The organism is Actinomycetes bacterium, from assembly GCA_036510875.1.
GTDB lineage: Bacteria > Actinomycetota > Actinomycetes > Prado026 > Prado026 > DATCDE01.
The window spans coordinates 1-11836 of the sequence record DATCDE010000058.1 but is presented as its reverse complement, the minus strand read 5'-3'; the positions used below and the strand labels follow the sequence as shown (position 1 = coordinate 11836).

At 72.9% G+C, this 11836-nt stretch carries 11 protein-coding genes; 2 read left to right on the top strand and 9 right to left on the bottom strand.

All coding sequences use genetic code 11. The features are described from left to right. Positions 1 to 433: hypothetical protein (locus VIM19_03280; protein ID HEY5183932.1), on the top strand; the 433-nt coding region annotated here is incomplete at its 5' end. Here the strand turns inward: VIM19_03280 and VIM19_03275 are convergent. The 6 genes from VIM19_03275 to VIM19_03250 form a co-directional block, all read right to left on the bottom strand. Next, on the bottom strand, positions 430 to 1431 hold the full coding sequence (locus VIM19_03275; protein ID HEY5183931.1) for an NAD-dependent epimerase/dehydratase family protein: 1002 nt from the start codon (positions 1429 to 1431) through the stop codon (positions 430 to 432). The genes VIM19_03280 and VIM19_03275 overlap by 4 nt on opposite strands. Before the next feature lie 4 nt (positions 1432 to 1435). Next, positions 1436 to 2101 carry an SRPBCC family protein gene (locus VIM19_03270; protein HEY5183930.1) on the bottom strand — a complete coding sequence of 222 codons (666 nt, stop codon included), beginning with the start codon at positions 2099 to 2101 and terminating at the stop codon, positions 1436 to 1438. 81 nt (positions 2102 to 2182) lie between these two features. Beyond that, on the bottom strand, positions 2183 to 3040 hold the full coding sequence (locus VIM19_03265) for a xanthine dehydrogenase family protein subunit M (protein ID HEY5183929.1): 858 nt from the start codon (positions 3038 to 3040) through the stop codon (positions 2183 to 2185). After that, positions 3037 to 5406: a xanthine dehydrogenase family protein molybdopterin-binding subunit gene (locus VIM19_03260; protein HEY5183928.1), complete on the bottom strand. Its 2370-nt coding sequence runs from the start codon at positions 5404 to 5406 to the stop codon at positions 3037 to 3039. The genes VIM19_03265 and VIM19_03260 overlap by 4 nt, the downstream gene beginning before the upstream one ends. Beyond that, positions 5403 to 5879: a (2Fe-2S)-binding protein gene (locus VIM19_03255; GenBank protein HEY5183927.1), complete on the bottom strand. Its 477-nt coding sequence runs from the start codon at positions 5877 to 5879 to the stop codon at positions 5403 to 5405. The genes VIM19_03260 and VIM19_03255 overlap by 4 nt, the downstream gene beginning before the upstream one ends. Before the next feature lie 202 nt (positions 5880 to 6081). Then, positions 6082 to 6837, bottom strand: coding sequence for an SDR family oxidoreductase (locus VIM19_03250; GenBank protein HEY5183926.1), 756 nt, complete (start codon positions 6835 to 6837; stop codon positions 6082 to 6084). Between the two features lie 83 nt (positions 6838 to 6920). On the opposite strand from VIM19_03250, the gene VIM19_03245 reads away from it, so the two are divergent. Then, the gene (locus VIM19_03245) at positions 6921 to 8120 is read left to right on the top strand and encodes a pyridoxal phosphate-dependent aminotransferase (protein HEY5183925.1); all 1200 of its coding nucleotides are present in this window, start codon (positions 6921 to 6923) and stop codon (positions 8118 to 8120) included. A gap of 81 nt (positions 8121 to 8201) precedes the next feature. Here the strand turns inward: VIM19_03245 and clpB are convergent, their stop codons facing one another. The 3 genes from clpB to VIM19_03230 form a co-directional block, all read right to left on the bottom strand. Then, positions 8202 to 10796: an ATP-dependent chaperone ClpB gene (gene clpB, locus VIM19_03240; protein ID HEY5183924.1), complete on the bottom strand. Its 2595-nt coding sequence runs from the start codon at positions 10794 to 10796 to the stop codon at positions 8202 to 8204. 32 nt (positions 10797 to 10828) lie between these two features. Continuing rightward, a complete protein-coding gene (locus VIM19_03235; GenBank protein ID HEY5183923.1) occupies positions 10829 to 11188 on the bottom strand; it encodes a helix-turn-helix transcriptional regulator in 360 nt (119 codons plus the stop codon). Next, positions 11185 to 11836, bottom strand: a 652-nt coding sequence (locus VIM19_03230; GenBank protein ID HEY5183922.1) for a DnaJ C-terminal domain-containing protein, incomplete at its 5' end; no start/stop codon positions are given. The genes VIM19_03230 and VIM19_03235, both read right to left, overlap by 4 nt.

Here is an 11836-nt window from a genome sequence, read left to right as displayed (position 1 = left end):
GCCGACCCCGACGCCCACGCCGACGCCGACGCCCTCCGACTCCTTGGTCGCCACGGTGCCTGGGTACTTCGGTGACCTCATCGCGGGCCAGGACGGCTGGATCGGGTTCACCCTGGCCAACAACAGCAACTCGGCGTCGCCGACCCTGAGCGCCACCATCGTGCTGCCGCCCGGCATCACGCTTCGCTCGGCCATCCCCGGGTTCGACGGCGAGCAGTCCCGGTGGACCTGCACCGCCACGGACACCGGCGCGGTGTGCACCTACACGGCGCTGCCGCCGCGGCGGAGCACCACGCTGACCTTGCAGGTGTTCGCGGCCCTGGACTCAGTGGGCCAAGGCCCGGTCCAGACCACGATCGTGGGCAAGGGGCTCGACCCGATCGTGGTCCCGGACAAGCGCACCGTCCTTCAGCCTCGCGGCCTCGGCGGCTAGCCGCGCGCCGACCAGGCGTCGAGCACCAGCCGCTCCTTGACCGGGTCCAGGCCGGTCCGCTCGGGAACGGCGTACCCCGGTTCCTCTCGCAGCCAGGCCCAGGTGTCGACGACCGTGTCCGCCAGCGCCCGGTAGGTGAGACCCCAGCTGGTCGCCGACGACCCGTCCATGTCGAACGCGTGGGAGGTCTTTGGGCCCGGCGGCAGCCACAGCGGCAGCTCGCCCCAGGGCTCGACCCCGTGCTCGGCGACGAAGTCGTCGTCCACCCACGTCAGCCGGGCCTGCGGACCCGCCGCGGCGCGGCACAGCTCCAGCCAGCCGCCGAAGGTGTCGCGGCCGATCGGGCCGGGCGCGACCAGCGGTCCGCGGGGAGTGTCCAGGCGCGACGCCGCCGTGACGAGCAGGTCAGCCAGGTCACGGACGTCGACCGCCTGGAACGGCGCCCCGGGCCGTCCCGGGGCCAGCACGTCCCCGCCGCGGGCCATCCGCCGGAGCCACCACGGCAGCCGCCCGACGTTCTCGCGCGGGCCGAGTATCACCCCGGGTCGGACGATGACCGCCCGCTCACGGAGCACCTCGGTGACGGCCCGCTCGCAGCCCGCCTTCAGCTCCCCGTAGTGGCCGTCGTCCGGCCCGGCGTCCGGCGGGCAGTCGAAGGTGGCGGACGCCGCGTCGACGGCCCCGGCCGGCCAGCCCGGGTGGACCGACACGCTGCTCACCAGGACGTACCGGCCGACACCGCCGAGCGCCCTGGCGGCCGCGAGCACCTCCCTGGGCACCTGCGGGCTGGTATCGATCACTGCGTGCCAGGGCTCGACCTCGGCCAGCCGACGCAGGTCGTCCGGGTCGGTCCGGTCCCCACGGATGGCCGCGCCCCCAGGGTGGTCCGATCCGGAGAGGCCGCGGTTGAAGGTGGTGACGTCGTGCCCCGCGGCCAGGGCCGCCTCCACGACGGCCCGACCGAGGAAGACCGACCCGCCGAGGACGAGCAGCCTCATCGCGCTAGTGGCTGCGTCGCCGCACCAGCCGCCACACCAGGAAGATGGCGAGCAGCGCGCCGACCAACGGCAGGACCCGCTTGAGCACCGGGGCGCCCGCCGTCTCCAGCAGGTCGATGGCCTCCGCGGACGGCCTCGGCGGAGGCACCGCGGCGAGCTTGGGGGCGCCGCCCTCAGCGGCGGCCTCGCCGGGCGCTGCCTCCGTGGGCGCCGCGGCGGCGGTCTGTCCGGCGTGGATCTGCGCCTCGAGGCAGTTGGTGAACTGGCCCAGGATCTTGTTCCCCACCTCGACCATGACCCCGCGCCCGAACTGTGCGGGCCGGCCGGTGATGTCCAGGTCGGTCACCACGTCGACCTGGGTCGAGTCGCCCTGATCGTGCAGCTGGGTGTGGATCGTGGCCTTGACGGTGCCACTGCCTCGCGACTCCCGGCCGCTGGCGGAGATCACCGCGCGTCCGGCCTCCTTGTCGGCCACCTCGAAGTGCGCCTTGCCGGCGTAGGTGACCTGGATGGGCCCGACCTTCACCTTGACCCGGCCGGCGAACTCGTCGCCGTCGACGGAGTCCAGCGTCGCGCCCGGCATGCACGGGGCGATCTGTTCCACGTTCATGAGCACGTCCCACGCCTGGTCGCGCGGGACCGAAACGGTGAACTGGTGCTCGAGCTGCATCGAGGAGCCCCTCTGGCTATGGGCGCCGGGCGTGCGGCCCGAAGGGGACGGGTCGCTCGCCCGGCGCGGCTGGTTGCTGGGTCAGATCCCTGCGGCCGCCCCCACGGCTCGACGGGTCAGCACCCGGGCGAGATGTTCACGGTAGTCCGCGGCCGCGTGCAGGTCACTGCTCGGGTTGGTGCCCTCGGCCGCGCGCGCCGCCGCTGCGGCGACCGCCTCGGCCGTGGCGTTGGCCCCGGCCAGCGCGGCCTCCGCGGCGGCAGCTCGAACCGGGGTGGAGCCCATGTTGGTGAGCCCGACCCGGGCCTCCTCGATCGTCCCGTTGGACCGCTTGACCAGCGCCGCGACGCCGACCAGCGCCCAGGCCTGCGCCGTCCGCTGGAACTTCTCGTAGTGGAAACCCCAGCCGGCCCCCAGCTTGGGCACCCGGACCTCGACCAGGACCTCGTCGTGCGCCATCGAGCTCTGCAGGTAGTCGACGAAGAAGTCCGCCGCGTCGATCGTCCGACGACCACCGGGGCCGGCGACCACCAGCTGGACGCCGTAGGCCAGGGCCACCGCGGGCAGGTCACCCGCCGGATCGGCGTGGGCCAGTGACCCGCCGAAGGTGCCCCGGTGCCGGACCGCCGGGTCGGCCACCGTCGCGGTGGCGGCGGCGAGCAGGCCCGCATGCTCGCGGACCAGCGGATCGGTGAGCACCTGGTGGTGCGTGGTCATCGCCCCGATGACCAGCGCGTCGCCATCGTCCCGGATCCCGCGCATCTGCCCGATCCGGCCGACGTCGACCAGCAGGGACGGGTAGGCCATCCGCAGCCGCAGCAGCGGCAGGAACGACTGCCCGCCACCGAGGACCTTGGCGTCCTCACCGCCTCCGGCGAGCGCGGCCACGGCGTCCTCGACGCTGCTCGGCCGGACGTAGTCGAAGCCAGCGGGGATCATGCTGCACCTCCGGTAGCCGTCTGGATGGCTCTCCACACCCGGTGCGGCGAGCAGGGCATCTGGACGTCGGTGACTCCCAGGGGGCGCAGCGCGTCGACGACGGCGTTGACCACCGCCGGGGTGGAGGCGATCGCCCCCGCCTCCCCGACGCCCTTGACCCCCAACGGGTTGGTGGTGGCCGGGGTGACGGTCCGGTCGGTGGTGAACCACGGCAGGTCGGCCGCGGACGGCACCAGGTAGTCGACCATCGTCCCGGTCACCAGGTTCCCGGACTCGTCGTAGACGGCCTCCTCGAACAGGGCCTGGGCGATGCCCTGCGCGATCCCGCCGTGCACCTGGCCCTCGACGATCATCGGGTTCACGACGTTGCCGATGTCGTCGACGCAGGTGTAGTTGCGGATGCGGGTGGCGCCGGTCTCGGTGTCGACCTCGACCGCGCACAGGTGGGTTCCGTGCGGGTAGGAGAACGTGTCCGGGTCGACCGTCGAGTCGGCCATGAGCGTCGGCTCGACGCCGTCCGGCAGGTTGTGCGCCGTGAACGCCTCGAAGGCCACCGCCTGGATGGTCGTCTCCGCGCCGGGCGTGCCCTTCACCCGGAACGTGCCGCCTGTGAACTCCAGGTCGCCCGGGTCGCACTCGAGCTGGTGCGCCGCGATCAGCCGGGCCTTGTCGACGACCCGCTCGGCCGCCCGCAGCACCGCGATGCCCCCGACCGCCAGGGACCGTGACCCGTAGGTGTCCATCCCGTTGGGCGAGCTGCGGGTGTCCCCGTGGATGACCTGGATGTCCTCGAACGGGACGCCGAGGGCGTCGGCGGCGATCTGGCTCCACGCGGTGACGTGCCCCTGCCCATGCGGGCTGCTGCCAGTGACCACCTCGACCTTGCCGGTGGGCAGCACCCGGACCGTGGCCTGCTCCCAGCCGCCCGCCACGTAGTTCAGCGCGGACAGGATCCGGGACGGCGCCAGCCCGCACATCTCGGTGAACGTCGAGATGCCGATGCCCAGCTGGACCGGGTCGTTGCGGTCCCGCCGCTCCTGCTGCTCCCGGCGCAGCCCGTCGTAGTCGAACAGCTCCTTGGCCCGCGCGGTCGCGGCCTCGTAGTTGCCCGAGTCGTACTCCAGCCCCGCGATGGTGGTGTACGGGAACTCCTCGTGCTTGATCCAGTTCTTCTCGCGCAGCTCGAGCGGCTCCATGCCCAGCTCGGCCGCGAGCTCGTCCATGATCCGCTCGAGGGCGAACGTCGCCTCGGGGCGCCCGGCACCGCGGTAGGCGTCGGTCGGCGTCTTGGTGGTGAACACCCCGGTGGCGCCGAAGTGGTAGCCCTCCATCTTGTAGATCCCGTTGTACATGAACGCCCCGAGCAGCGGGACGCCCGGCGTGATGATCTGCAGGTAGGCGCCCATGTCGGCCTTGATGTCGGCCTTGATCCCCAACAGCGTGCCGTCGCGCAGGGCCGCCGCCTCGAGGTCCTGGATCTGGTCGCGGCCGTGGATGGTCGACACGTAGCCCTCGCTGCGCGACTCGGTCCACTTGACCGGGCGACCCAGCTTCTGGGCCAGCAGCGCGGCGATGGCCTCCTCGCGGTAGAGCTCGAGCTTGGAGCCGAAGCCGCCGCCGACGTCCGGGGCGATCACCCGGATCTGCTGCTCGGGGATCCCGGTCGACAGCGCGAGCAGCACGCGGAGGACGTGGGGGATCTGGGTGGCCGACCACAGCGTGATCTCGCCGCTCGCCCCCATCGGGGAGCACACCACCGAGCGGGGCTCCATGGCGGTGGGGATGAGGCGCTGCTGGATGAACCGGCGCTTGACGATCACCTCGGCCTTGGCCGCCGCCGCCGCGTAGTCGCCGCCGGTGAACTCCCAGTAGTAGCACTTGTTGGTGCCCTTGTCTGCGTGCACGAGCGGCGAACCGTCGGCCAGCGCGGCCTCCATGTCCACGACGGCGGGCAGCTGCTCGTAGCCGACGTCCACGGCCTCGAGCGCGTCCGCCGCGTGGTAGCTCGAGTCGGCCACGACGACCGCGACCACGTCGCCGGCGTAGCGCACCTCGTCGGTGGCGACGATCGGGTAGGCGGGGGCAACCATGTCCGGCGTCACCGGCCACACACACGGGATCGACACGGAGCCGAGGTCCGCGCCGGTGTAGACCGCGACCACGCCCGGACGGCCCAGCGCGGCCGAGCCGTCCACCCGGGTGACCCTGGCGTGCGCCATGGGGCTGCGCAGCATGGCCATGTGCAACATCCCGGGCAGCTGCAGGTTGTCGGTCCAGCTAGTCTGCCCGGTGAGCAGGTGCGCGTCCTCCTTGCGGCGCAGCGGCGCACCGACCGCCTTGGCGCCGGCCTCGATCGTGTCGGTCACTGGCCTGCCCCCTGCATCTGCCGGGCCGCCGACTGCACGGCCTTGATGATGTTCTGGTAGCCCGTGCAACGGCACAGGTTGCCCTCGAGGCCCTCGCGGATCTCCTGCTCGCTGGGGTCGGGGTTGTTGGCCAGCAGGTCGACCGCGGCCAGGACCATGCCCGGGGTGCAGTAGCCGCACTGCAGCCCGTGCTCCTCGTGGAACGCCTTCTGCACCGGATGCCATTCGCCGCCGGCGGCGAGACCCTGGATAGTGGTGATCTCCGAGCCGTCGGCCTGGACCGCGAGGACGGAGCAGCTCTTCACGCTGACGCCGTCCATGAGCACGGTGCAGGCACCGCAGTTGGACGTGTCGCAGCCGATGGGGGTCCCCACCCGGCCGAGCCGGTCACGCAGGTAGTGCACGAGCAACAGCCGGGGTTCGACGTCGTCCTCCGTGCGGACGCCGTCCACGGTTATGCCGATCCGGGTCATGAGCCCTCCTTGGGCGGGCCGGTCGAGGGTCGAGGCGGAGCTGGCACACGGGTTGCGGCTCACCCCAGCCCGGGGTGCCTGGAGAGCGGGCGGACCGAGAGGGTCGCTCGACGTGATGCTCGTCACACTAGGGGGCGGTGTCGGGGGTCTGCCACCCCACCGGCGGAGTTGGTCGTACCGATCGGGCCGAACGCGCCACGCGCTACCCGTTCGGGCGCGCCGCCCTGGCCACCAGTCGGCTCGGGGCGTGCCGGGCCAGTCCGGCCAGCAGCCGGTACTGCCGCCCGGGAACGACGACGGTCCGGCGGGTGCCCAGGGCGGCGAGCGCGGCCCTGACCACCTGGTCGGCGTCCAGCCACATCCAGTCGGGGACCCTGCGCATGTCCATCCCGGCCCGGGCGTGGAACTCGGTGCGGGTGAACCCGGCGGCGACCGCGACCACCCGGACGCCGGTGCCGGCCAGCTCGGCGTCCAGCCCCTCGCTGAAGGTGGTCACCCAGGCCTTGGCGGCGGAGTAGGTCCCGGTCGCCGTCCAGGCCGCGACCGAGGACACGTTGACGATGCCGCCGTGCCGCCGCTCGACCATGCCGCCCACCGCGGCGTGGCTCAGGCGCAGGACCGCGCGCACCAGCACGTCGAGCTGCCGCTCCTCGTCGCCCAGCTGCCCCCGGCTGAAGCCGTGCCCGGTGCCGAATCCGGCGTTGTTGACCAGCAGGTCCACCGGCCGGTCCCGGTCGGCCAGCCGCGCCTCCACCCGGGCGCACTGCTCGCGCTCGGCGAGGTCGGTCGGGAGCACCTCGACCGTCCCGCCGAACCGGTGCTTGAGGTCGGCCGCGGTGGCGTCGAGCCGCTCCAGGTCGCGGGCCACGAGGACCAGGTCGTGGCCGCGGGCGGCCAGCCGCCGGGCGAACTCGGCGCCGATCCCGGCGGTCCCGCCGGTGATGAGTGCAGTGGGCATGCCATACCTGTCAGGGTGAGGACGGGCTATACGTCGTCCTCACCCTGACAGGTCGGGGGCGACGGGGTGAACGGGAGGCACGGATGCGAAGCGGCGAGCAGAGCCTGCGGCTGGCCGGGCTGGGGACGACGATCTTCCAAGAGATGAGCGCGCTGGCCACGGCGACCGGCTCGATCAACCTGGGCCAGGGCTTCCCGGACACCGACGGTCCGGTCGAGGTGGCCGACGCCGCAGTCCAGGCGATCCGCAGCGGACGCAACCAGTACGCCCCCGGGCCGGGCGTCCCCGAGCTGCGCGCGGCCGTCGCCGAGCACCAGCGCCGCTGGTACGGCCTGAGCTACGACCCGGACACCGAGGTGGCGGTCACGACCGGCGCGACCGAGGCGATCGCGGCGGCGCTGCTGGGCCTGGTGGACCCGGGCGACGAGGTGGTCGCGCTCGAGCCGTACTACGACTCCTACGCGGCATGCATCGCTTTCGCCGGCGGTGTCCGGGTGCCGGTGACGCTGCGGCCGCCGCAGTTCGCCCTGGACGTGGACGCGCTGCGCCGGGCGATCACGCCGCGGACCCGGCTGATCCTGCTGAACACCCCGCACAACCCGACCGGCGCCGTGCTGTCGCTCGAGGAGCTGTCCGCGGTCGCGCGCCTGGCTGTCGAGCACGACCTCGCCGTCGTCAGCGACGAGGTCTATGAGCACATGGCCTTCGAGGACGACCGGCCGCACGTGCCGATCGCCACCCTGCCCGGGATGCGCGAGCGGACCCTGACCATCAGCTCGGCCGGGAAGACGTTCTCGTTCACCGGCTGGAAGGTCGGCTGGGCCACCGGTCCGCAGCACCTGGTCGGGGCGATGCTGGGCGTCAAGCAGTTCCTCACCTACACCAGCGGCGCGCCGTTCCAGCCGGCCGTCGCGGTGGGGCTGGCCCTGCCGGACGCGTACTTCCACGGGCTGCGGGACGACCTGCGGGTCAAGCGGGACCTGCTGTGCGCCGGGCTGGTCGACCTCGGCTTCGAGGTCTTCGTGCCGCGGGGGACCTACTTCGTCACGACCGACGTCCGGCCGCTCGGGTGGGACGACGGGATGGTCTTCTGCCGGGCGCTCCCCGAGCTGGCCGGCGTGGTGGCGATCCCGCACCAGGTGTTCTACGACGACGTAGACGCCGGCCGCCCGCTGGTCCGCTGGGCCTTCTGCAAACAACCCGCCGTCCTAGAGACGGCCCTCTCCCGGATGAAGGGCCCCTTCAGTAGCCGTCACCGCACAAACCCGCCCTTCGCGGGTTGACGGCGCGGCCGTCGGCCTCCGGATGAAGGGTTGCTTTGTGCGGCAGTGCGCACAGAAAGGACCTCTCATGCGGGGTGAGGGTCAGGCGGGACGCGGGGTGAGGGTCAGGCCGGTGTTGTCGGCGGCGACGTCGACCACGACGGGGTCGCCGTCGCGGACCTCACCGGCGAGCAGCGCCTTGGCCAGCCGGTCCCCGATCTCGGTCTGGATCAGCCGCCGCAGCGGCCGCGCCCCGTACGCCGGGTCGAACCCGGCCAGCGCCAGCCACTCCTTGGCCGCTGGGGTCACCTCGAGGGTCAGCCGTCGGTCGGCCAGCCGCTGGGCCAGCCGCTCGACCTGCAGGGTGACGATCCGGCCGAGCTCCTCGGTGCCGAGCGCGTCGAACAGGACGACGGCGTCGAGCCGGTTGAGGAACTCCGGCTTGAAGGTCGCGTTGACCACGCCCATGACGGCGTCCCGCTTGGCCTCGACGCTGAGCGTCTGGTCCACCAGGAAGTGCGAGCCCAGGTTCGACGTCATGATCAGGATGACGTTGCGGAAGTCCACCGTGCGGCCCTGGCCGTCGGTGAGCCGCCCGTCGTCGAGCACCTGGAGCAGGATGTCGAAGACCTCGGGGTGGGCTTTCTCCACCTCGTCGAGCAGGACGACGGAGTACGGGCGACGCCGCACCGCCTCGGTGAGCTGGCCGCCCGCCTCGTAGCCGACGTACCCGGGCGGGGCGCCGACCAGACGGGAGACCGAGAACTTCTCCCCGTACTCGCTCATGTCGATGCGGACCATCGCCCGCTCGTCGTCGAACAGGAAGTCGGCCAGCGTCTTGGCCAGCTCGGTCTTGCCGACGCCGGTCGGGCCCAGGAACAGGAACGATCCGGTGGGCCGGTCCGGGTCGGAGATCCCCGCCCTGGCCCGGCGGACGGCGTCCGCCACCGCCCGCACCGCGGCCGACTGACCGATCAGCCGACGGCCGAGCTCGTCCTCCATCCGCAGCAGCTTCGCCGACTCGCCCTCGAGCAGCCGCCCGGCCGGGATGCCGGTCCACGCGGCGACCACCTCGGCGACATCGTCGGCACCCACCTGCTCCTTGACCATGGCGGCGGCCGCGCCGGCGTCAGTGCGCTCGGCGCGCTCGGCGGCCGCCGACAGCTCCCTCTCCAGCAACGGGATCTCGGCGTAGGTCAGCCGGGACGCCGTCTCCAGGTCACCGTCGCGCTGGGCCCGCTCGGCCTGACCACGCAGATCGTCCAGCCGCTCCTTCAGCTCACCCACCTTGTTCAGCCCCGACTTCTCCTGCTCCCAGCGGGTGTTCAGCGCGTCCAGCTGCTCCTGCTTGTCGGCCAGGTCGCGGCGCAGCCGCTCCAGCCGCTGCTTCGACGCGTCGTCCGGCTCGCCGGCCAGCGCCATCTCCTCCATCCGCAGCCAGTCGACGGCCCGCTGCAGCTCGTCGATCTCGACGGGACGCGAGTCGATCTCCATGCGCAGCCGGGACGCCGCCTCGTCGATGAGGTCGATCGCCTTGTCCGGCAGGAACCGCGAGGTGATGTACCGGTTGGAGAGTGTGGCCGCCGCCACCAGGGCCGCGTCGGAGATCTGCACCTTGTGGTGCGCCTCGTACTTCTCCTTCAGCCCACGCAGGATGCCGATGGTGTCCTCGACGCTGGGCTCGCCCACGAAGACCTGCTGGAACCGCCGCTCGAGCGCCGGGTCCTTCTCGATGTGCTGGCGGTACTCGTCCAGCGTGGTGGCGCCCACCATCCTCAGCTCCCCGCGGGCCAGCATCGGCTTGAGCATGTTGCCGGCATCCATGGCCGAGTCACCGGTCGCTCCGGCCCCCACCACGGTGTGCAGCTCGTCGATGAAGGTGACCACCTGGCCGTCGCTGGCCTTGATCTCGTCCAGCACGGCCTTGAGCCGCTCCTCGAACTCGCCGCGGTACTTCGCACCGGCCACCATCGCGCCGAGGTCGAGGGCCACCAACCGCTTGCCGCGCAACGACTCCGGGACGTCTCCGGCGACGATCCGCTGGGCGAGCCCCTCCACGACCGCGGTCTTGCCCACGCCCGGCTCACCGATGAGCACCGGGTTGTTCTTGGTGCGCCGGGACAGCACCTGGACGACGCGGCGGATCTCGGCGTCCCGGCCGATCACCGGGTCGATCTTCCCCTCGCGGGCCCGCGCCGTGAGGTCGACGCCGTACTTCTCCAGTGCCTGGAAGGTGCCCTCCGGGTCGGGCGAGGTCACCCGGGCCGCACCGCGGACCCGCTCCAGCGCCTCGACCAGCGCCTGCTCGGTCACGCCGTGCCGGCGCAGCAGGTCGGTCGTGTCGCCGCCGGCGGCCGCGAGCCCGATCAGTAGGTGCTCGGTGGACAGGTACGAGTCGCCCCGCGCCTGGGCGCGCTCGGTGGCCGCGGCGAGGGAGCGCTGAAGGGCGCCCGACGCTTGCGGGGCGCTGACGGTCGACCCGCTGGCCTTGGGCAGCGCAGCCACGGCGGCCTCCGCCTCGGCGCGCAGCCGGGTGCGGTCGACGCCGATCGCGGCGAGGACGGCGGGGGCGATGCCCTCGGCCTCCTCGAGCACCGCCAGCAGCACGTGGGCCGGCTCGAGCGCGGGGTTGCCGTCGCTGACGGCGCGGCGCTGGGCAGTGGCCAGCGCCTCCTGGGACTTGGTGGTGAGATCCATGGGGCTTCCCGGCGGTCAGATGCCTGGATGGGTCAGGGACGGCGGTTGGGGCGCCACACGACGAGGGCGCCGCTGCGGCGCTCGGACTCGAGCTCGGTCAACCGGCGCCGCAGCCGGCCGACCTCCTGCTCGAGGTCGAGGATGTACTTGATGCCGGCCAGGTTCACGCCCTGGTTGGACAGCTCCTGCACCTCGCGCAGCAGCGCGATGTCGCGCGCGGAGTAGCGCCGCCCGCCCCCGGGCGTCCGCTCGGGGGAGACCAGGCCGAGCCGGTCGTAGGTGCGCAGGGTCTGCGCGTGCAGCCCGGCCAGCTCGGCGGCCACGCTGATCACGTAGACCGGGCTGTCCTCGGACGGCTCGAACCCGCGGGAGTCCCGGGACGCGGTGCTCATCGCGCCTCGCCCCCGAGCAGCCCGGCCCGCGGGTTCTCCGCCGCGGTGGCGGTGCGGAAGGCCTCCAGTGCCGCGGTGGCGTCGGCGTCCAGCCGCTGCGGGACGGCGACCTCGACGGTGACCAGCAGGTCGCCGCGGGTACCGTCACGGCGCCCGACGCCCTTGCCGCGCACCCGGAAGGTCCGCCCGTTGGACGTGCCTGCGGGGATCTTCAGGGTGACCGGGGGCCCACCGAGCGTCGGGACCTTGACCTCGGCGCCCAGCGCGGCCTCCGGGAAGGTGACCGGCACGGTGATGGTCAGGTTGTCCTCGGACCGCCCGAACAGCGGGTGCGGCGTGACCTTGACGACGACGTACAGGTCGCCATTGGGGCCGCCGCGCTCACCGGACGCGCCCTTGCCCTTGAGCCGGATCCGCTGGCCGTCCCGAACGCCGGCCGGGATGCGGGCCTGGATGGTGCGGGTCGACCGACCTCGGCCGCTTCCCTGGCAGGTCGGGCACGGGTCGTCGACGACGAGCCCTCGGCCACGGCAGGCGCGGCACGGCTCGGCGAACGCGAACCCGCCGGCGTTGCGGCTGGTCTGGCCGGTGCCCTCGCAGGTCGGACAGACCCGCGGGGTGGTGCCGGCCTTGGCCCCGGTGCCGTGG

What these genes read in the sequence shown, in the direction of transcription:
- clpB (HEY5183924.1), bottom strand. Translation starts at nt 10,796, where the DNA reads ATGGATCTCACCACCAAGTCCCAGGAGGCGCTGGCCACTGCCCAGCGC.
- VIM19_03235 (HEY5183923.1), bottom strand. Translation starts at nt 11,188, where the DNA reads ATGAGCACCGCGTCCCGGGACTCCCGCGGGTTCGAGCCGTCCGAGGAC.
- VIM19_03265 (HEY5183929.1), bottom strand. Translation starts at nt 3,040, where the DNA reads ATGATCCCCGCTGGCTTCGACTACGTCCGGCCGAGCAGCGTCGAGGAC.
- VIM19_03270 (HEY5183930.1), bottom strand. Translation starts at nt 2,101, where the DNA reads ATGCAGCTCGAGCACCAGTTCACCGTTTCGGTCCCGCGCGACCAGGCG.
- VIM19_03245 (HEY5183925.1), top strand. Translation starts at nt 6,921, where the DNA reads ATGCGAAGCGGCGAGCAGAGCCTGCGGCTGGCCGGGCTGGGGACGACG.
- VIM19_03250 (HEY5183926.1), bottom strand. Translation starts at nt 6,837, where the DNA reads ATGCCCACTGCACTCATCACCGGCGGGACCGCCGGGATCGGCGCCGAG.
- VIM19_03255 (HEY5183927.1), bottom strand. Translation starts at nt 5,879, where the DNA reads ATGACCCGGATCGGCATAACCGTGGACGGCGTCCGCACGGAGGACGAC.
- VIM19_03275 (HEY5183931.1), bottom strand. Translation starts at nt 1,431, where the DNA reads ATGAGGCTGCTCGTCCTCGGCGGGTCGGTCTTCCTCGGTCGGGCCGTC.